This is a genomic window from Bradyrhizobium sp. P5_C12 (genome assembly GCF_054049735.1).
This window is the reverse complement of sequence record NZ_JBFULU010000007.1, coordinates 81,514-99,482: the sequence shown is the minus strand read 5'-3', so window position 1 is coordinate 99,482 and position 17,969 is coordinate 81,514. Positions and strand designations below refer to the sequence as shown.

The window sequence follows — 17,969 nt, the reverse complement described above, 5'->3', positions numbered from 1 at the left end:
TCACAATCGGTCACATCGGCGGCACTCGCGCAGGCCCTCACGCCGGAAGATCGGCCCAATTGCGCCAATGGCGTTTGGACTCCGTTCACCGATCGCCGCTAGATCAGGTTGGATACTCCACACTGAACACCAGCCATGGCCGACCTCAACGCCGTCCTCACCAGGCTCAACGACCGTCTGCTCCGCCTCGAGGGCGAGCTGTTCGTGCTACGCTCGCTGGCGCGGGCGACGCTGACGGCGGGCGACGACCATGCGGCGCGCATGCGCAAGCTGGTCGAAGCTGCAAAAGTCGCACTCGATGACGAAGCCAAGCGCTCGCTGGACAAGCCGACACGCAAATATGTCGACGCGGCATCCGCGCTGGTGGAAGAGCTCCTGGTCGAGCCGACCCCGGCGCGGCCGCTGTTCACGGTCATCGACGGCGGCCGGCGCGACTGATTGCTTCAGACGGGTCGTGTCGCGCCGGGATCGGCGGAAGCCGCCTTCAGCCGGCTGAGGCCGGCTTCGATGATCGCGATCTCCTCATCGATCTGGCCGATCGGCAGGCTGAAATCATAGCCGGACCTGCTCTTCAGATCGACCGCGAGCCGCTGCCGGTGCATCATCAGCGTATCGAGGCCGCGGCGGTTCTTCATCCGCACATAGGCGTCGACGATCTGCTCAATCGCGCTCGGCATGAAATTTGTCCCGGCAGAAAAAACCGCGCGGCGCGCGGACGCCGGCGGGACAATCTTGGTGTCGCGGTACGCAATACAAATCCGCGACAGATTCGTCGATACGCTAAGCTGGTTGAGAACATGTTACCGTTCGATGATCTTACGGTGCGTGGCGTGAAAAAGCCGCTGGCGATCATGCCAGCGGCTTTAGCCGGGTTCGAAAATGGATCCGGAATCAAATGTCGCCAGCCCCGGTAAGGAGAGATCTTAACGGCGGGCCGGATTCCGTCTGTTCGAAATGAAACACAGGAACCGTCGCATCGACGATTTCCTGCCGGTGATGCCCTGCGGCAACGCTAGTCGGTCACGCAAAAATACGTCCGCGGCAGCCGACGATAGGCGGTGTAGCGGTAGTGCCGCCGGTAGGCATAGCCGCGATAAAGTGCCGGCGGCTCCTCGCCGTAATAGGCGCCGTAATAGAAATTGTAGACCGGCCCCTGGGCACAGCGATAGGCATCCCAGGTCGGACCGATGAACGGCGCCACGCCGATCTCAGGCGGAATCGCCGGGTAYGGCACTTGCCCGGCGGCTGCGGGCGCCGTGACGGCCGCAGCCATAGCGGCAACAACGATCAGTCGGGCACTCCGCATCCGGCATCTCCGCAGGCCGATGACAACCCGCTCATGGAAACACCGGAAAGCGATGCTGCGCAATCGCGCAGCTCGTGTCCCGCGCATTGTTGATAACCGGCGCAAACGCCCCGCGGGTGGTGACAGGACGGCCTGACGTGTTATCGGGGGTACAACGCAGTTGCGAGACGGATCGGACACACATGCGCATCACCCTCGTCGGCTCCCGCCATTTCGGCGTGACCACCCTGAACATGCTCCGGGAGCACAGCGTGTCGGTCGCGCGGGTCGTGGTGACCGATGCCGAGGACCGCCTCGCCGCGACCGCCAGGGCCGCCGGCATCGAGGTGGTGGTGCAGGCCAATCCGAAGCTGGTGGTCGCCTCCGAGATCGCACCCGACACCGACCTGATCATCACCGCGCACAGCCACGCCCGGATCGGCAAGGACGCGCTCGCCGCCGCCCGGTTCGGCGGGATCGGCTATCACCCGTCGCTGCTGCCGCGCCACCGCGGCAAGGCCGCCGTCGAATGGACCATCAAGGAAGGCGATCCGATCGCCGGCGGCACCATCTACCATCTGGCCGACCGCATGGATGCCGGCGCCATCGCCGCCCAGGACTGGTGCTTCGTCAAGAAGGGCGAGACCGCGCGGGAGCTCTGGGAGCGTGCGCTCGCCCCGCTCGGGCTCAAATTGCTGGCCGACGTGATCGATTACGTCAAAGTCCACAAGGCGCTGCCGGCCAAGATTCAGGACGAGCAGTTCGCGACGTCCGCACCGAGTCTCTCCTGACGTTTACCCTTAACGTCAAGCCGCATTGATTCTGCTTCGAAAATTGGTGCCAAAAACGCAAATAAACTATTGTTTCCACAGGAACAATTTTCGTTTTGGCATCGCAACAAATTTCCGTCACATTTGGCCTGAATAAGCGTCATCATATCAGACATATTCAAGGACGGAATTCATGCGTTTTGGTCGCATTGCGGTGTTCTGTGCCGCTTCAGTTTTCTCCGGTACCCTCGCCGCTGCCGCCTTCGCCCAGACCCCCTATGACGGTAACTGGCACGTCACCATCGTCACCAAGAGCGGCACCTGCGAGCCGACCGCCAGCTCCATGCTGACGGTGGCCGACGGCAAAATCACCGCACCCGGCGCTAACGTTTCCGGCACCATCGGCAGCGGGGGACTTGTGAAGGTTTCGATCAATGGTGCATATGCCAACGGTCAACTCAGCGGCAACGCCGGATCGGGGAAGTGGAATGGAGCATCTGCAGGCATACCGTGCAGCGGGCGGTGGGAAGCATCGCGCCAATAAGCAATTCGGGACCAGCGTCCTAAACCGGCGGCTGCTGATCGCGGCCGCCGTTTTGTTTGCGGCGTCAATCGCAAATTCTGAAAGCAAGGCCCAGTCCGGCCCATTCGCGCCGATGGCGGGAAGCTGGAGCGGCGGCGGCACCGTCATGCTGGATGACGGCTCGACCGAGCGCATCCGCTGCCGGGCCAAATATGCCCCGATCGGCCCGACCATGGAGATGTCGCTGACCTGCGCCAGCGACGCCTACAAGTTCAACCTCGGCGCCAACGTCCGGGCCGAAGGCAACGCCATCACCGGCAGTTGGAGCGAAGCCAGCCGCAATATCAGCGGCTCGCTCCAGGGCCGCGGCGGCGGGGGAAATTTCGAGGTGGTCGCCTCGACCGCAGGTTTCAACGCCAACATCGGGTTGAAGACGAGCGGCAGCAAGCAGACCGTCACGATCCGCGCGGACAGCCAGTTCCGCGGCGCCAACATCTCGCTGTCGCGCTAAGCCGATACAGCCACATCACAAACGATCCGGCGCCCCGCGTCGGATCGTTTTTTTATGCGCTGGGAACGAACGCCGTCACCTCGATCTCGACCTTGGCCCGGTCGTCGACGAGGCCACCGATATAGAGCAGCGTCGAAGGCGGGAAATTGCGCCCCAGCGTCTCCTTCCAGGCCGCGCCGATGCCGGCACCCGCGGCCTCATATTCGCTGCGGCTGGTCAGGTACCAAGTCAGGCGTACGATATGCTCAGGGCCGGCGCCGGCCTCGCGCAGCAGCTTGATGATGCGCTTCAGCGCGGCCCCGACCTGCGCCGCCATGTCAGGGGCGTAGTCGCCCGCCTCATCGCCGCCGGTCTGCCCGGCCAGCACCACCCAGCGGCCCGGCCCCTCGACCACGACGCCATGGGAGAAGCCGCGCGGTTTTTTCCATTCGTCCGGCTGCAAGACGCGCATGAGCTGTTTCTCCCGTTTCGCTCGCTGGCCTTCCCTTAGCACGCAGCCGCGCATCGCTGCATCCGCAGTTTTGGCCGTTGCAAACCGTGCCGATGTCGCGGATACCGGCCTCCCCTTGCAATCCTGCCCTCCTGCCTCTTGCACCGATGACCACTCCTCCGTCCAAAACGATGGCTGCGCTGTGGATGGCCGGCTGGCTGTCGCTGACGCTGGTCATGGCGGTCGCAGGACGCGAGGCCGTGCGCGAGATGAACGTCTTCCAGGTCCAGGAGGTGCGCTCGCTGCTCGGGCTCTGCTTGCTCTATCCGATGATCCGGCGCGCCGGCGGCTTCACAACGCTCAAGACCACGCGCCTGCCGCAGCACATCGTGCGCAACCTGATCCACTACGTCTCACAGCTCGGCTGGTTCTTCGCGCTGACGCTGATTCCGATCGGCCAGGTCGTGGCGATCGAGTTCACGATGCCGATCTGGACCGCGATCCTCGCCGCCAGCTTCCTGTCCGAGCGCATGACATCGTGGAAAATCGCCGCGATCGTGCTTGGCCTCGTCGGCGTGATCGTCATCGTGCGGCCCACGACCGGCGAGATCAATCAGGGGCAGTTGATCGCGCTCGGCGCCGCGATCGGCTTCGGCGTCTCCATGGCGCTGGTCAAATCGCTCACCCGCACCGAGAGCGCGCTGGCGATCCTGTTCTGGATGCTGGTGGTGCAGGCGGTCGTGGGCTTCCTGCCGACGCTCTATGTCTGGGCCTGGCCGCCCAACTATGTCTGGGGCTGGGTGGTGGTGATCTCGGTCTGCGGCACGTTCGCGCATTATTGCCTCGCCAGCGCGATGCGCTATGCCGACGCGACCGTGGTGGTTCCGATGGACTTCCTGCGGGTCCCGCTCACCGCCACGGTGGGCTGGCTGTTGTATGCAGAGCGCCTCGATGCCTGGACGGTCCTTGGTGCGGTGCTGATCCTGTTTGGCAATCTCTTGAACCTGAAGCCGGCCGCCCCGGTTCCCGCCCGCGTGCAGTGAACCTCGCGCGGCCTCGCGCGACAAAACGAAGTGGCCGTGTGATTTGGATCACGTTGGAGGGGCATTCCATCGTGCACATTCGGCCACACAGCAGCGGGTTGAATACGACGTACTGCCGTTTTGGTGGCGCGAAGTCGGGCACTTCGTGTAGGTTCGTTGCCAATTTGTTGCTGCCTGCAATTCGATTCTGGGGATTTCAGATGCGCTATCTCACCCTCCTCGCTTCGCTGATGTGCATGGCGCTGTCGGTCAGCGCCGCGAAGGCCGACCGCCGCGTCGCCTTCGTCGTCGGCAACGGCACCTACAAGAACGTCGCGCAATTGCCGAACCCGCCGATCGACGCCAAGGCGATGGCGTCGACGTTGCGCAATGTCGGCTTCGAGGTGATCGAAGGCTCCAACCTCACGCGCGACCAGATGACGGAGAAGCTCCTGGACTTCGGCCGCAAGGCGCAGGGCTCCGACATCGCTGTGTTCTATTATGCCGGCCACGGCATCGCCGTCAGCGGCAGCAATTATCTCCTGCCGGTCGATGCCGACATCAAGTCGGAGATGGACGTCAAGTTAGGGGCCGCCATCAATATCGACCTGACGCTCGAACAGACCATGGGCGATGCCAAGGTCAAGCTGGTGTTCCTTGATGCCTGCCGCGACAATCCCTTTGCCGCGAAGATCAAGTCGAACTCGGCGACCCGCAGCGTCAACGTGCAGAGCGGTCTCGCCGAGATGAAGTCCGGCGAAGGCACGCTGATCGCGTTCGCCACCGGCCCGGGCCAGACCGCGCTCGACGGCCAGGAGGGCAACAACAGCCCGTTCACCCGCGCGCTGATCGACAACATCACCAAGCCCGGCATCGAGATCCAGCAGGCGATGACGTCGGTGCGCGCCCAGGTCAATGAAGAGACCCGCAAGGGCCAGCTGCCCTGGGGCCATACCAACCTGATCGGCGCGGTCTACCTCAACCAGGCGCCAACGACCCAGGTGGCCAACGCCGCCCCCACCGCGGCCGGCAGCATGCCAGCGGCGGCCGCCGGCAGCTCGGACGGTGTCGAGCTCGAATACTGGCGCTCGGTGAAGGAGAGCAACAAGCCGGAGGAGCTCAACGCCTACCTCTCGGCCTATCCGAACGGTCAGTTCAAGGCCCTGGCGCTGGCACGCCTCGCGGCGATCAAGAGCGGCCCCTCGACTGCGACCCGCAACCTCAATGCCGGTGTCGATCCCGCGACCTTCACTGACGATGCCAGCCAGCTCACCGAGGACCAGATCGGCCTCGACAAGGGCCAGCGCCGCGACGTGCAGCGCCGCCTCACCGGCCTCGGCTTCGACACCAAGGCGACCGGCGCGTTCACCGACGAGACCCGGACCGTGCTGAAGCGCTGGCAGGCCGCCCGCGGCTATCCGTCGACGGGCTACCTCAACAAGCTCCAGCACAAGGCCCTGCTGTCCGAGATCGTGGCGGCCGCGCCGGCCACCGCGAGCGACGAGAGCCAAAAGCCGGCCCGGCGTGCGGCCCCCGCCCAGGCCCAGAGCGCACCGGCGCAGCCTCGCAACAGCGGCGGCGGCGATGCCGGCGCAGCCTTCGTCGGCGGTGTCGTCGGCGGCATGATGGGCGGCATGTTCCGCCGCTGAGGCGAGACCCGGCTCCAAAACGCAAAAAGGCCCGGCGAGAGCCGGGCCTTTTTCGTGCTGGCAATGGCGTGCTGGCAATGGCTAGTAATCCTGGGTGAACCAAGGCACGAGCGTCCGGATCCGCGGCATCGCCTGCATCGTAATGCTCGTCCGAGCCATCTCCGCGATGCGCGGCGCCAGTGATGAGAGATCGCCACGGCGGGTCACCAGAAGCAGCTCACGAAAAAATCCGGGGCCCGGCAGAGGGAGAGCGCTGACTTGACCAGCATGGGCAAGCCCCTGCAACAGACACAGCGGCGTGGTGATCGCGACGCCCATCCCGGTCGCGACCATGGCGACCAAACTGTCCGAGGTGTCGAACTCAAAAGCCCGCGGCGGGCGAATGCCCATGCGGCTCAGATGGCGCTCGACCTGAGCGCCCGCATAGGAACGCTCGCTGTACCGGACCAGGCGATGTCGACCGAGGATATTCCGCAGATCAAGGCCGGCAAATTCGGCCTCCATGCCGCGCGGCACCACCAGCAGATTTGGCTCGCGATAGAATGGGAAGCGCTCGACGTCATACAGGTCATCCATCGCATCGCATGTGATCGCCGCATCGATCGTTCGGTGGACCAGCGCCTCGGCATGCGAGTGAGCAAGGCCCGACCAAACGGACAGACTCAGTGCGACCTCACCCGTCATGAGCTCCTTGACGAGGTGTGCGCCGACCGTGGCGGCATAGGAGTCGATGACGCCGAGCCTCAGATCGACACGCTCAGGCAGTTTCGCTGCGTCCCGGAGTGCGCTGAGCAATGCGTCAAAGTCGCGATTCAGATCGCGAACCCGGCCAGCAAGGATGCGGCCCGCCCGCGTCAGTGTAAGCGGCCTCCGGCTGCGGTTGAAGAACGCGACTCCGATCGAGGCCTCGGCCCGCCGCACAGCCTGAGAGACCGCCGATTGCGTCATCCCGAACTGACGGGACGCCTGAAGCATGCTGCCGGACTCCGCGACGGCAGCGACAATCTGCAAGCTTCGCAAGTCTGGAATGGGTGGCGTCATATCCATAGCTTAAGCAGAAGTCATATTAACATGCAAATTGTCTTCATTATATGAATTATCCTTGTAGGACAGCCGCATCCGAAAGCAGACTTCGGATCGTCCTAACAATTAAGCAGTCCCGATCCATGAGCGAGAAAGCGGATATTCTGGTGATCGGCCTCGGTGCCATGGGCAGCGCGGCCCTCTACCAACTGGCCAAGCGAGGGGTAAAGGCGGTCGGCCTCGATCGCTTCGCCCCGCCCCACACGATGGGATCCAGCCACGGCGAAACCCGCATCACCCGTCAGGCGGTCGGCGAAGGCCGCGATTACGTGCCCCTGGTGCTGGATACCCACCGGATCTGGCGTGAGCTTGAAGCCGAGACGTCTGCCGAGCTCCTCACGCCATGTGGCCTCGTCGTCATGGCGCCCGGTGTTGGCGAGACGTCGCACCACGGCAAGCCGGATTTCGTCGCACGCTCGATCGGAGCCGCGCGTGACTTCGGCATCGCTCATGAAGTGCTCGACGGGCGAGAGGTGGCTTATCGCTTCCCGCAATTCCTGAATCTCGAGGGTAACGAGAAGGCCTATTACGAACCCGGCGGAGGATACGTTTTTCCGGAGCGCTGCATCAAGGCGCAACTGACGCGCGCGGAGCAGCTCGGCGCAACGATACGCACGGGAGTCGAGGTTCTCTCGATCGTGCAGAGAGGCTCCGCCGTTCGGGTGGAAACGTCCTCAGGCACATTCGAGGCGGACCAGGCCGTCGTGTCGGCAGGCGGCTGGAATGCCCACCTGCTCGGCGCACCGTTCGATCGCGTGCTCACGGTGAAGCGACAGGTGCTGCATTGGTACGAGCTCGACGATACCAGCGCGTATCGCGCCAACGCCCCTGTGTTCATCTGGATGCACGGCGCGACGGATGTCGACTACCTCTACGGCTTTCCGCCATTGCCTGGCGATCGTCGCCTCAAAGTAGCGACCGAGCAGTACGAGACCAACACGACGGCCGACACCATCGACCGCACCGTCGATCCCGCGGAATCGGCTGAAATGTACCGGAAGCACGTCGCGGGGCGGCTCGCCGGCGCCACGCCGCGCGTCGCGCAGGCGGCTGCCTGCATCTACACTGTGACGCCCGATCGGGGCTTCATCATCGACCGCCATCCCAACCAGGACAGAATTTGCGTCGTCTCGGCGTGCTCGGGCCACGGCTTCAAGCACTCGGCAGGTATCGGCAACGTCGTGGCCGGGATGGTGACCGACGGTCGAAGTGCGATCGACCTCAGCCCATTCTCCATCTCCCGATTTTCGTGACGTTTGGCACGAGCCTTGTATCTTGAAAAAGCGCGCGCAACGCGCGTCGTGGTTTAAATCCTGGAGGCGTCATCCGATGAGAGACATTGTCCGTTCTATGATGACAGGAGTCGCGGCGCTGCTGATGCTTGGCAGTGCCCAAGCAGCCGATGGCGTCGATGCCATCAAGCAGCGCGGCACGTTGAATGTCGGTGTCAAGGCTGACTACAAGCCCTTCGGCTTCCGCGATCCCACGGGAAACGTGGTCGGCATCGAGCCGGATCTCGCCGCAGACATTGCCAAGCGCCTCGGCGTCAAACTCGAACTCGTTCCGGTCGCGGCCTCGAACAGAATTGAATTTCTTCAGCAGGGAAAGGTTGACCTGCTGATCGCGACCATGTCGGACAGGCCGGAACGCCGTCGCGTGGTTCAAGCCATCGAACCGTTGTACTATTCGGACTATGTGAACATCCTTCTCAACAAGAAGTCCGGCATCAAGGACTGGGCCGAGCTCAAGGGAAAACCCGTCTGCGCCACGTCGGGGGCCTGGTACAACAAGGACGTCGCCAAATCCTACGGCCCCGAAATCGTTGCGTTTGACGGCTCGGAGAAGCCCCTGTTCGCCATGAAGCAGGGCAATTGCATCGGCTATGTCTATGATCAGACCTTCCTGCAAGGCAAACTGCTGGAGGATGAGTGGAAGACGGACTACGACTTGCCCCTGAAAGGTGTTCTGCCTTCACCGTGGATGATCGCCGTTGCGCTCGAGAATACCAGCCTTCAGAAGCTGCTCGAAGATACGACAAAGGACTGGATGAAGACGGGCTTCATCGTGGCAGCGGAAAAGAAGTGGGGCATTACGCCGACCGAGTATTCGGTCTCCATGCACGAGCAATACAAGGACAAATGAGCGCGTGAACCGGAGCGCCGGAACGGTCTTGCGCTCCGAACAGGTCGAACCAATGCACTGATACGAGGCATCGCCTCAGCACCTCGGTCTCGCGCAAAATGCACGCCATCGGCGACTGGTTTCAACGGCTCTACGAGTCAACGGGGCTGAATTTCTCCGTGTTCTACGATGCGTACGACTGGGACCGCTATTTCGGCGGCCTCAAGATGACGCTGCTTCTGAGTGTCACGACCATCCTGCTGAGCCTCGTGATCGGTGCGGTTGGCGCCTTGCTGCAGGGCAGTCCGTCGATGTTGTTGCGGCTGCCCGTCAATGCTTTCGTGGTGGTGTTCCGCAACACGCCGCCGCTGGTCCAGCTCTTCTTTTTCTATTTCGGCCTCGGCACCATGCTTCCGGCCGTCGAGGCGGCGGGCATGCGCGTTCCGCTGCTGAGCAACGTTCAGTGGGCCATCATTTCGCTGTCACTGTTCGCGGGTGCATTCAACGTCGAAATCTTCCGCTCCGGCATCGAGGCGGTGCCGAGAACGACGCTGGAAGCCGCCGAGGCGCTCGGATACACGCGCCTCAAGGCCTACATCCATATCGTCCTTCCGCTGGCCATTCGCGTCTGCCTTCCCGCATTGAACAACAACCTCGTCAACCTGCTCAAGACGACCACCCTCGCCTACGCGATCGCCGTTCCCGAAACACTTTATGCGGTCAAGCAGATCTGGTCGGAATCGCAGAACGTCCTCGAAATGATGGTCGTGTTGCTGGCGACCTACGGCATCCTTGTCGGCGTCCTCGTCTGGCTGATGCATCGCTGGGAGCGGGCGATGCGCATCCCGGGATATGTCCGATGAAAGCCGCCAAGGCCGAGCACCGGCTCGCCGTCCTTCTGCCGTATCGTCTCGCGCCGACCCGGATGTCCATTCGGATCAACCCGCTGTCCGCCGCGATCCTCTGTTTTTGCGTTATCATGGCTGCATCCACCGCGTGGGCGGCGCAGACCGGGCCGGCGGTGCTGTCCCCGTTGCAAGTCATCGTGAAGTGGTCGCCACTGCTGCTGCGAGGGTTCGCCTTCAACATCCTGATCTCCCTGCTGGCCATGCTGCTGGGGACCATCGCCGGGCTTGGCCTGGGTCTGGGATTGCTATCGGAATTCCGGCCGCTCGCAGCCGTCAGCTGGTTCCTGACTCAATTCTTCCGGAACGCGCCCTGGCTGGTGCTGCTGTTCTTCGTCATGTTTCTGGTGCCCTTCCAGATCACCCTGTTCAAGACCACCGTCCCCTTGCCGGACTGGATCAAGGCAACGGTGGGCTTCGCATTGCCCGTCATGGCGAATGTCGCCGAGGTCGTGCGCGGTGCCGTCCGCTCCATTCCATCGACGCAATGGGAGGCAGCGGAATCGCTCTCATTCACGCGGCGCCAGACGATGTGGCTGATCATGCTGCCACAGTGCATCAAGCGCATGTTGCCGCCCTGGATGAACGTCTATGCGCTGGTCGCGATGTCGACGGTGCTGGCATCGATCGTCGGTGTTTCGGAAATGCTTACCCTGACAGCACAGGTGCATGCCGCCGAAGGCGGCAGGCCGGAGCTGTTCGCGCCGCTCTACGGTTTCGCCCTGTTGTGTTTCTTTCTCTACTGTTATCCGATCAACCTCTGGACCGCTCGTCTCGAGCGCCGGTTCCGCKTACGCTGAGGAAGCAGAGCATGGCCACGAGCTGGACTCCGGATCAGCCCATCGTCCAATGCGTCGACGTCAGAAAGTCGTTCGGCGCTCTCGAGGTTCTGAAAGGTATCAGCCTGTCGGTCAGGAAGAGCGAGGTGATCTGTATCATCGGCCCGTCCGGATCAGGAAAATCCACGCTGATCCGCTGCATCAATGCCCTTCAACCGATCTCGTCCGGCAGCATTCAAATCGAAGGCATCGAGGTTTCCGACCCCAGGCTCGACAAGCTGGCGCTGCGCCGCAAGGTCGGGATGGTCTTCCAGCAGTACAATCTTTTCCCGCACAAGACCGCGCTCCAGAACGTGATGATGGCGCCGATCCATGTTCTCGGCCGGAAACGTGCCGAGGTCGAAGCGCGCGCCCGAGCGCTGCTCGCCAAGGTGCGGCTCGCGGGGAAGGAGGATACTTATCCCGGTGAACTCTCCGGCGGACAGCAGCAGCGCGTGGCTATCGCCCGCTCGCTGGCGATGCGACCGGACATCATGCTGTTCGACGAAGTTACGGCCGCCCTCGATCCGGAAACGGTCAAGGAGGTCCTGGTCACCATCCGGGAGCTTGCCGAGGATGGGATGACATGCCTCCTCGTCACCCATGAAATGAACTTCGCGCGTGAGGTCGCCGATCACGTCTACTTCACCGATCGCGGTGTGATCGTCGAGCACGGGCCGCCGGAAGCATTGTTTACGGCGGCCAAGGACGAGCGAACGCAGCGATTCCTGTCGCAGGTCCTCTGAGTTCGCCGGCGCGCCGCCTTTCGGCGCCCCTGGCAGCCGGCCCCTACTTCCCCGCGGCCTTGCGCAGGGCGTCGTTGATGCGGTCCTGCCAGCCGGGGCCGCCCTCCTGGAAGAACTCGAGGACGTCCTGGTCGATGCGCAGCGTGACCTGCTCCTTGATCCCGGGAGCCGTGTTCTGCTTCGGGGGCGGCGCCACGGCGACCTTGGCCGTCACCTTCTTGAACGCCGCCTCGGCTTCGGTCCGCGCGTCGCCCAATGTCCGTGGCCGCCTCGGTAGATCCGCCATCTGCTAAATTCCTTCAAACAAAGCCGTCGAAAGATAGCGCTCCGAGAAGGATGGCACCACCGCCAGAATGGTTTTTCCCTCAGCTTCCGGCCGCTTGCCGATCTGGAGCGCGGCAGCGATGGCGGCGCCCGAGGAGATGCCGCCCGGAATGCCCTCGTGGCGCGCCAGCGCCCGCGACATCTCGATCGCCGTCGTCGAGTTGACCTTCACGATCTCGTCGATCACGGAGCGGTCGAGGATGTCGGGCACGAAGCCCGCGCCAATGCCCTGGATCTTGTGCGGGGTGTGCTGGCCGCCGGAGAGCACCGGGCTTTCCTCGGGTTCGACCGCGACCACCCGCAACGAGGCTTTGCGCGGCTTGAGCACCTGGCCGACGCCGGTGATCGTGCCACCGGTGCCGACGCCGGCAACGAAGAAATCGATATTGCCACCGGTGTCGTTCCAGATCTCCTCCGCAGTGGTGCGGCGATGCACCTCGGGATTGGCGAGGTTCTTGAACTGCTGCGGCATCACCGAATTCGGTGTGGTCTTCAGCAGCTCTTCGGCGGCGGCGATGGCGCCCTTCATGCCCTGCGCCGCCGGCGTCAGCACCAGCTCGGCCCCGAGAAACGCCAGCATCTTGCGCCGCTCGATCGACATGGATTCCGGCATCACCAGCTTCAGCCGATAGCCGCGCGAGGCGGCGACGAAGGCCAGCGCGATGCCGGTGTTGCCGGAGGTCGGCTCGATCAGCACGGTATCCGGCTTGATGATGCCCGCCTTCTCCATGGCGATGATCATGGCCGCCCCGATCCGATCCTTCACGCTGGCGGCCGGATTGAAATATTCAAGTTTTGCCAAAATGGTCGCATTCACGCCGTGCATGCCCGGCAGGCGTTGCAGCCGCACGATCGGCGTGTCGCCAAAAGCCTCGACGATCGAGTCGTAGACCCGGCCGCGGCCGGGTTGGTGCGCTGCACCCGTGGTGGACGATACGTCCATGATGAACTCCCTGTGACGGCGGTTTGCGCTTCTATCGCAGCTCTTGCGCAGTTACGGACAGCTTGCGGTGACACGCAAGCGACATTGCGGCACATGTTAAATACGCTGCATCGCAAAATCGCGTGAGCTGTAATTATCAGAAAACCAACGCATTTGTGTTGCGACCTCGTCAACTGATTCTGCTTATGTTAGACTTAGGTCTAGAAGCAGGAGGTCACCACGATGTCAGCAGTAGCTGAAGTGTTGTCGACCGTAGTGCCGATGCGCGATCCGCGTTGCAGCGAGTTGCCCACCTGTCCCGTCTGCGCCGACTCCATGGTCGCCGCCGAAGCCTCTGCGTACGTTTCCGACCACATGATCAGCTATCTCTGGACCTGCGACAATTGCGGGTACGGCTTCGTGACCAAGCACGCCGTCAAGCAGCGCTTCGTCTGCAACTGAGTTAGCGCTGGGCGATATCGCCCCTCGCCCAGTCCTCGCGCGTACGCTGATAGAACTCTTCGAACCTTCCGTGTGCGATCGCGTCCCTGATGCCCTGCATCAGGGACTGGTAGTAAGCGATATTGATCTCGGACAGCAGCATCGCCCCCAGCGTCTCGCCGGCCTTGACGAGATGGTGCAGGTAGGCGCGCGCGCAGTTGCACGTCGACGGCCACGAGCTCGCTTCGTCGAGCGGACGCGGATCGTCGGCGTGGCGTGCGTTGCGCAGGTTCACCTGGCCGAAGCGGGTGAAAGCGACGCCATGGCGGCCATTGCGTGTCGGCATCACGCAATCGAACATGTCGATGCCGCGCTTCACCGCCTCGAGGATGTCGTCGGGCGTGCCGACGCCCATCAGATAGTGTGGCCGGTCGGTCGGCAGCGCCGGCGCGGTCTCGTCGATCATCGCCAGCATCACGGCCTGCGGCTCGCCGACGGCGAGGCCGCCGATCGCATAGCCGTGGAATCCGATCTCGACCAGGCCTCTGGCGCTGGCATGGCGAAGCTGCGGCACGTCGCCGCCCTGCACGATGCCGAACAGCATGTAGCCCGCAGGCGCGCTCTCGAACGCGCGCTTGCTGCGCTCCGCCCAGCGCAGCGACAGGCGCATCGCCCGCTCGATGTCGTCCCGCTCGGCCGGCAGCCGCACGCATTCGTCCATCTGCATGGCGATGTCGGAGCCGAGGAAACGCTGCACCTCGATCGACCGCTCCGGCGACAGCTCGACCTTGGCGCCGTCGATATGCGAGCGGAAGGTGACGGCATGCTCGCTGACCTTGCGCAGATCCGACAGCGACATCACCTGGAAGCCGCCGGAATCCGTGAGCATCGGCCCGTTCCAGCCGGTGAAAGTCTGCAAGCCGCCGAGCGCAGCGATCCGCTCGGCGCCCGGGCGCAGCATCAGATGATAGGTGTTGCCGAGCACGATGTCGGCGCCGGCGTCGCGCACCTCGCGCCAATGCATGCCCTTCATGGCCCCGGCGGTGCCGACCGGCATGAAGGCCGGCGTCCGCACCACGCCGTGCGGCGTGGTCAGGCGACCGGTCCGCGCGGCACCATCGGTGGCGAGCAGTTGGAAATGATTGGGAAGAGAACTGTCGGGACGACTCATGGCGGTGCTTATTGCGTGTCGGGAGAGACCGATCAACCGCCCAATTCGCGGCCGTCAGCCACCCAGACCGCCCCACGACCGACACAATTGAGCCATGTGAGGGCCCACGCACGACCGCTTGTTAAACAAAACGATACCGTATAGTTCTATCAGCGGGGTCAGGATGGGATGTCGGCGCCCGGCGAAAATGCCGGCGGCGGCGTGTAGCGTAGACGGTGACTGACGGCGAATGCCTTCCCCCTTGGCCCAGACTGAATCGATCCTCTCCCGCGGCCGGATGAGGAGGACAGGCCTTCGCCTGCTCGGATCGGCCGTCCTCGCGTGCAGCCTTGCGCTGGGCGCCTGCACGACGCTGCCGCGGACGCCCTACACCGCGGCCGATGCCAGTGTTTCGCGCGTGCTCGATATCGACGGCCTCCGGCGTTACGCCGACGATCCCGTCACGAAATTCAGCTTCGAGAAAGACACCAGCACCGCCACCCGAAGCTATCTGGCCCTATCCGGCGGCGGTGCCGACGGCGCCTATGGCGTCGGCGTGCTCAACGGCTGGAGCGCGGCCAGAACCCGTCCCACCTTCTCGGTCGTCTCCGGCGTGAGCACCGGGGGCCTGATCGCGCCCTTTGCGTTCCTCGGCTCGCAATATGACGACACGCTGAAGGAGGTCTACACCAGCGGCATCGCCGAGAGCCTCTTGAACGATCCCAGCATCATGCGCGTGCTGTTCGGCTCCGGCCTGTTCGGCAACACGCGGCTGCGCGAGCTCGTCGCCCGCTATGTCGGGCCGGAAATCATGGCCCAGGTCGCGCGCGAGAACGCCAAGGGCCGAAAGCTCTTGGTGGTGACGACCGATCTCGACACCCAGCGCACCGCGATCTGGGACATGGGCAGGATCGCAGCGGTCGGAACACCCGAGGCCCTAAAGCTATTTCGCGACGTGATGGCGGCCTCCGCCAGCATTCCCCTGGTGTTTCCTCCGATCATGATCGATGCCGAAGGCGAGGGCCGCAGGTTTCAGGAGATGCATGTCGATGGCGGCGTGACGGCGCCGGTGCTGACGCTGCCGGAAGCCCTGCTGTTCCAGGGTAGCCGCCTGCCGGGCACCGCGAAGATGGACATCTACATCCTCGTCAACAAGAAGATCGAACGCAATTTCGAGCTCGTCTCCAACAGCACCATCGATGTTGCCTCGCGCAGCCTGTCGGCGATCACCCAGTCGCAGACGCGCTCGATCATCTTCTCGACCTATGATTTCGCCAAGCGCAACCGGCTGGGCTTTCATCTCTCCTACATCGCGCGCGATTATCCCGCGTCGCCCTCGGAGGGGTTCGACACCGCCTATATGCGGGCGCTATATCAGTACGGATATGAGAAAGCGGCGGCCGGCCAGGCCTGGACCTCGTCGCTCCCTTGAACCCCGGAACGACGCCGTACGGAGACCGTTGACGATACGGCCAATTCGGCCAGATTCGCGATGACGCCCCCGATCCTGCGCGTTATAGAGCGATGACCATTGTTGCTACCGCGCAGGAATCATTGGGCATGGGATTGACTGCGACCAGGACAAAACCGGCAGCGCCACGGCGCGAGGTGCCGAAATCCCGTGGCGGCCGCCCGACCAAAAGCGCCGCCATCGAGCGCGATCAGCGGCTGATCGAGGTCGCCACCCGCCTGTTCCTGGATCGCGGTTTCGACGCGACCTCGCTCGATGCGGTCGCGGAAGCCGCGCGCGTGAGCAAGCCCACGGTCTATTCCCGCTATGGCGACAAGCGCGGCCTGTTCACGGCGGTACTGAGACGCGAAATCTCGCGCTGGCTTGCGCCGCTGTCCGCGGCGGCCGAGACCCGGCTCGGCAGCTCATCCGACATCTCCGTCGAGCAGCGGCTGGTCGAGATCGGGCGGGAGATGCTGACATTCACCTGCGGGCCCGACGCCATGGCCTTCAGCCGCATGATGACGTCGCAGGCCATCAACTTTCCCGACATCGCCAAGCTCGGCAAGGAAGAAGGCTGGCTGAAGGCCGTCGCCACCACCGCGCGCTTCTTCGATCATCTGGTGGTGCAAGGCGCCCTCGATGTCGAGGACACCACCATTGCGGCCGAGGTGTTTCTTGACGTCGTCGTCGGCCACACCCATCGCATGGCGACGTTCGGAACCCCGATGGAAATCAAGTCCGCGGAGAAGCGGATGCGCGCGGCGATCAAGCTGTTCCTGGCCGGGGCGCTGGGACCCGCCGATCGCGTCAAGGATGCCGCCAAAGCCGCGCCACGCCGCCGTCCGTCCCGCTGACAATTCCGTGAGCTCGCGATCTATCCCCAAGGGGGCCACGGCCGCGCCATTGACCAAAATAAAACGATACGGTATGGTTTTGTTATAAGCGGTTCAGGCCCGGTTTTCACCAGCCCCAAAACGGGTCCGGACCGCCTTTCAGACTAGGATCGCCGCGACGGGTACAGCCCGTTGCAATGATCCGCGGCCGGCCGCTGCCCATGGTCGGCCGCGCATTTCTGTTCAAGACGGCCCGGGCCGCCGGCCGGTAAGACAGGTCTCGGCATGGAGACAACGAGAATGCGCATCGTCATAGGCTGGAAGCCGGTCCTCGCGATCACCCTGTGGGCGATGCTCATCGCAGCGCCGGCGCAGGCGATCGTCTCGGCAGGCGGCACACCCACCGCCCTTCACAGCGAGACAGATGGTGATGCGGAAGCCGACCGCCAAGCGGTCAGCCGCGAGATCGAGCGCTTCCGCAGCTCGACCGTCTCGATCAGTCAGGCCATGGCCATTGCCGAAGCGCGGCACGCCGGCGCCACGACTGCCGATGTCAGTTTTGACGGCGGTTCCGGCGTGCCGGTCTACCGGGTCAAGACCCTGCACAACGACCGGATCTGGCGGCACACGATCAACGCCTCGACCGGTGAGCTCATTGGCGGGGAAGCGGCCCTGCCCTTGACCGAGCTCGACGCGGAGGATCGCAACAACCTCGCAGCGCTCGGCGCCATCCGGCACCGCCTGGCGGATGCGGTGCGCGTTGCCGAGCACACGGCGTCCGGCAAGGCCATCAGCGGCGGGCTGGTGCGCGAACGCGGCCGGCTCAATTTCGCGATCGTCGTCATCAGCGGCGATGACCTCAAGGAGGTCATCCTCGAGCCGCCGGGCGCCCCGGCCAAATAGCGGAGGCCCCCGCCCCGGCCACAATCCCGCCGAAAAGCCATTGACGGGCGCAAGACTCTCCAGCATAAGTCGCCGCCATG

The 17,969-nt window shown here is 63.8% G+C and carries 22 protein-coding genes; 15 read left to right on the top strand and 7 right to left on the bottom strand.

The genetic code is table 11. The annotated features are described in order from the left end of the window. Positions 1-135: 135 nt before the first annotated feature. A complete protein-coding gene (locus ACXJMY_RS08725; RefSeq protein WP_456618913.1) occupies positions 136-438 on the top strand; it encodes a hypothetical protein in 303 nt (100 codons plus the stop codon). Positions 439-443: 5 nt separating this feature from the next. Here the strand turns inward: ACXJMY_RS08725 and ACXJMY_RS08720 are convergent, their stop codons facing one another. Further along, positions 444-677 (bottom strand): hypothetical protein, encoded by a 234-nt coding sequence (locus ACXJMY_RS08720; RefSeq protein WP_456618912.1) that lies wholly within the window; start codon positions 675-677, stop codon positions 444-446. A gap of 335 nt (positions 678-1,012) precedes the next feature. Next, positions 1,013-1,306: a hypothetical protein gene (locus tag ACXJMY_RS08715; protein WP_456618911.1), complete on the bottom strand. Its 294-nt coding sequence runs from the start codon at positions 1,304-1,306 to the stop codon at positions 1,013-1,015. Positions 1,307-1,488: 182 nt separating this feature from the next. Here ACXJMY_RS08715 and ACXJMY_RS08710 point away from each other — a divergent pair, with 182 nt between their 5' ends. The 3 genes from ACXJMY_RS08710 (at position 1,489) to ACXJMY_RS08700 (ending at position 3,089) form a co-directional block, all read left to right on the top strand. Next, the gene (locus ACXJMY_RS08710; protein WP_456618910.1) at positions 1,489-2,076 is read left to right on the top strand and encodes a formyltransferase family protein; all 588 of its coding nucleotides are present in this window, start codon (positions 1,489-1,491) and stop codon (positions 2,074-2,076) included. A gap of 172 nt (positions 2,077-2,248) precedes the next feature. Next, positions 2,249-2,599 (top strand): hypothetical protein, encoded by a 351-nt coding sequence (locus ACXJMY_RS08705; protein ID WP_456618909.1) that lies wholly within the window; start codon positions 2,249-2,251, stop codon positions 2,597-2,599. Then, positions 2,544-3,089 (top strand): hypothetical protein, encoded by a 546-nt coding sequence (locus ACXJMY_RS08700; protein ID WP_456618908.1) that lies wholly within the window; start codon positions 2,544-2,546, stop codon positions 3,087-3,089. Before ACXJMY_RS08705 ends, ACXJMY_RS08700 begins: the two co-directional genes overlap by 56 nt. Positions 3,090-3,141: 52 nt before the next feature. On the opposite strand, the gene ACXJMY_RS08695 is transcribed toward ACXJMY_RS08700, so the two are convergent. Continuing rightward, positions 3,142-3,540, bottom strand: a complete 399-nt coding sequence (locus ACXJMY_RS08695) for a RidA family protein (protein WP_456618907.1) — start codon at positions 3,538-3,540, stop codon at positions 3,142-3,144. 146 nt (positions 3,541-3,686) lie between these two features. On the opposite strand from ACXJMY_RS08695, the gene ACXJMY_RS08690 reads away from it, so the two are divergent. Both ACXJMY_RS08690 and ACXJMY_RS08685 read left to right on the top strand, forming a co-directional pair. Continuing rightward, entirely contained in the window at positions 3,687-4,562 is an 876-nt protein-coding gene (locus ACXJMY_RS08690; RefSeq protein WP_456618906.1) for a DMT family transporter, read from the top strand. Positions 4,563-4,762: 200 nt separating this feature from the next. Then, positions 4,763-6,190, top strand: coding sequence for a caspase family protein (locus tag ACXJMY_RS08685; RefSeq protein WP_456618905.1), 1,428 nt, complete (start codon positions 4,763-4,765; stop codon positions 6,188-6,190). Positions 6,191-6,271: 81 nt separating this feature from the next. Here the strand turns inward: ACXJMY_RS08685 and ACXJMY_RS08680 are convergent, their stop codons facing one another. Further along, a complete protein-coding gene (locus ACXJMY_RS08680) occupies positions 6,272-7,231 on the bottom strand; it encodes a LysR family transcriptional regulator (protein ID WP_456618904.1) in 960 nt (319 codons plus the stop codon). Positions 7,232-7,356: 125 nt separating this feature from the next. On the opposite strand from ACXJMY_RS08680, the gene solA reads away from it, so the two are divergent. The 5 genes from solA to ACXJMY_RS08655 all read left to right on the top strand — a co-directional run bounded on the left by solA (position 7,357) and on the right by ACXJMY_RS08655 (position 11,863). Continuing rightward, positions 7,357-8,526, top strand: a complete 1,170-nt coding sequence (gene solA / locus ACXJMY_RS08675) for an N-methyl-L-tryptophan oxidase (RefSeq protein WP_456618903.1) — start codon at positions 7,357-7,359, stop codon at positions 8,524-8,526. A 76-nt stretch (positions 8,527-8,602) separates the two neighbouring features. Beyond that, positions 8,603-9,415 carry a transporter substrate-binding domain-containing protein gene (locus tag ACXJMY_RS08670; RefSeq protein ID WP_456618902.1) on the top strand — a complete coding sequence of 271 codons (813 nt, stop codon included), beginning with the start codon at positions 8,603-8,605 and terminating at the stop codon, positions 9,413-9,415. 98 nt (positions 9,416-9,513) lie between these two features. After that, complete coding sequence (locus ACXJMY_RS08665) at positions 9,514-10,257, top strand: amino acid ABC transporter permease (protein ID WP_456618901.1); 744 nt, start codon at positions 9,514-9,516, stop codon at positions 10,255-10,257. A 62-nt stretch (positions 10,258-10,319) separates the two neighbouring features. Next, positions 10,320-11,099: an amino acid ABC transporter permease gene (locus ACXJMY_RS08660; protein WP_456619081.1), complete on the top strand. Its 780-nt coding sequence runs from the start codon at positions 10,320-10,322 to the stop codon at positions 11,097-11,099. An 11-nt stretch (positions 11,100-11,110) separates the two neighbouring features. Beyond that, entirely contained in the window at positions 11,111-11,863 is a 753-nt protein-coding gene (locus ACXJMY_RS08655; RefSeq protein ID WP_456618900.1) for an amino acid ABC transporter ATP-binding protein, read from the top strand. Positions 11,864-11,906: 43 nt separating this feature from the next. Here ACXJMY_RS08655 and ACXJMY_RS08650 read toward each other — a convergent pair whose 3' ends face one another. Beyond that, positions 11,907-12,149, bottom strand: a complete 243-nt coding sequence (locus ACXJMY_RS08650; RefSeq protein WP_456618899.1) for a BrnA antitoxin family protein — start codon at positions 12,147-12,149, stop codon at positions 11,907-11,909. Positions 12,150-12,152: 3 nt separating this feature from the next. Next, positions 12,153-13,130 (bottom strand): cysteine synthase A, encoded by a 978-nt coding sequence (gene cysK, locus ACXJMY_RS08645; protein ID WP_456618898.1) that lies wholly within the window; start codon positions 13,128-13,130, stop codon positions 12,153-12,155. Between the two features lie 222 nt (positions 13,131-13,352). Here cysK and ACXJMY_RS08640 point away from each other — a divergent pair, with 222 nt between their 5' ends. Continuing rightward, positions 13,353-13,571 (top strand): hypothetical protein, encoded by a 219-nt coding sequence (locus ACXJMY_RS08640; RefSeq protein WP_456618897.1) that lies wholly within the window; start codon positions 13,353-13,355, stop codon positions 13,569-13,571. A 1-nt stretch (position 13,572) separates the two neighbouring features. Here the strand turns inward: ACXJMY_RS08640 and tgt are convergent, their stop codons facing one another. After that, entirely contained in the window at positions 13,573-14,721 is a 1,149-nt protein-coding gene (gene tgt / locus ACXJMY_RS08635; protein ID WP_456618896.1) for a tRNA guanosine(34) transglycosylase Tgt, read from the bottom strand. 277 nt (positions 14,722-14,998) lie between these two features. On the opposite strand from tgt, the gene ACXJMY_RS08630 reads away from it, so the two are divergent. The 3 genes from ACXJMY_RS08630 (at position 14,999) to ACXJMY_RS08620 (ending at position 17,889) form a co-directional block, all read left to right on the top strand. Next, complete coding sequence (locus ACXJMY_RS08630) at positions 14,999-16,132, top strand: patatin-like phospholipase family protein (protein ID WP_456618895.1); 1,134 nt, start codon at positions 14,999-15,001, stop codon at positions 16,130-16,132. 128 nt (positions 16,133-16,260) lie between these two features. Beyond that, on the top strand, positions 16,261-17,007 hold the full coding sequence (locus ACXJMY_RS08625; protein ID WP_456618894.1) for a TetR/AcrR family transcriptional regulator: 747 nt from the start codon (positions 16,261-16,263) through the stop codon (positions 17,005-17,007). Positions 17,008-17,286: 279 nt separating this feature from the next. After that, positions 17,287-17,889, top strand: coding sequence for a PepSY domain-containing protein (locus ACXJMY_RS08620; protein ID WP_456618893.1), 603 nt, complete (start codon positions 17,287-17,289; stop codon positions 17,887-17,889). Positions 17,890-17,969: the final 80 nt, after the last annotated feature.